Origin of the sequence: Oculatella sp. LEGE 06141 (assembly GCF_015207605.1) — a bacterium.
Classification (GTDB): Bacteria; Cyanobacteriota; Cyanobacteriia; order Elainellales; family Elainellaceae; genus Oculatella.
The window spans coordinates 1-1353 of the sequence record NZ_JADEWO010000144.1; the positions used below are offsets into that span (position 1 = coordinate 1).

Sequence of the window (1353 nt, forward strand, 5' to 3'; positions counted from 1 at the left end):
GAGAGTGTTTTGATTTTTGTGTAAGCCTTGAGATCGTCAATAATTGAAGCGTCCTGGAAATAGGATAGCAAAATGCGACAACGCTGCCTTCCAATCTTTAATCGGTCGGTTCCACCGCTTGGCAATGTTGTTCATCGCCAAATACATCAACTTGAAAACAGACTCTTCATCGGGGAACACTGCCTTGGTCTTAATCACCTTACGCAATGAGCGATTGAGCGATTCAATTGCATTGGTGGTGTAGATGACTTTACGAATATCCATCGGATACTCAAAGATGGGAATAATGTTCTCCCAATGTCGAATCCAAATCTGGCTAATTGCTGGGTAGAGAGCATCCCACTTGGCAGCAAACGCATCCAATGCCGCTTCTGCTGCTTCCAGGGTAGCGGCTTGATAGATCGGCTTGAGGTCTGCCGCCACTGCTTTAGCGTCTTTCCAGGGAACGTAACGCAGACAGTTACGAATTAGATGCACAATGCACAGTTGCACCTGCGTTTTGGGATAGAGGGTCTCGATTGCCTGGGGAAAGCCGACTAGCCCATCACAACAAGCAATCAAGATGTCCTTCAAACCTCGGTTCTTAAGGTCTGTCAGCACTTTCAACCAGAACTTAGCGCCTTCCGTTTCGGCTTCGCCAATCCACAACCCCAACAGTTCCTTGTTGCCCTCACGGTTAATGCCCAAGACGACGTAGACTGCTCGTTTGCTGACGCGCCCAGAAACCTTGATATTGACATACAGGGCATCGAGGTAAAGAATCGGGTACACCTCCTCTAGAGGACGCACCTGCCAAGCCTTCACCTCGTCGCTGACGCTATCGGTCACTTCGCTGATCAAGGAGGCTGAGATGTTCACCCCATAGAGTTCTTCCAACTGAGCACTGATGTCTCGCGTGCTCAAACCCCGTGCGTACAGCAGCAGAATCTTCTCATCGAGTCCTGCCAATCGACGTTGGTGCTTGGGCACCAGGATGGGCTCAAACTCACCTTTGCGGTCGCGGGGGATCGCCAAGTCCATCTCGCCTTGGTCTGACTGAACGGTCTTTTTCGAGTAGCCATTGCGACTGTTGCCGCAAGCTGGGGTCTGTGAAGGCGGTTCGTCTAACTCGGTCTGCTGTTCGCCCTTGAGATGGTGGTTCAATTCGCCTGCCAGTGCGCGTTCAATCAGGCGTTTGCTCAATTGTTTGAGTAACCCCGATTCACCCAAAATATCCTCTGGGGTTTGGCAGTCTGCCAACAGTTCATCGAGCATTTCATCAACGCGATTGGGTTCTTTCTTCTTGCGTACCATGATGCGGTCTCCTGAGTTACTGGGATTTTAGACCGCTTACACAAAATTCAGAACAGTCTC

1 protein-coding gene is annotated in these 1353 nt (G+C 50.3%); it reads right to left on the bottom strand.

The features are described 5' to 3' along the window. Positions 1 to 36: 36 nt before the first annotated feature. Complete coding sequence (locus tag IQ268_RS31965) at positions 37 to 1293, bottom strand: IS256 family transposase (RefSeq protein WP_193887510.1); 1257 nt, start codon at positions 1291 to 1293, stop codon at positions 37 to 39. Positions 1294 to 1353 lie beyond the last annotated feature (60 nt).

What these genes read in the sequence shown, in the direction of transcription:
- IQ268_RS31965 (WP_193887510.1), bottom strand. Translation starts at nt 1,293, where the DNA reads ATGGTACGCAAGAAGAAAGAACCCAATCGCGTTGATGAAATGCTCGAT.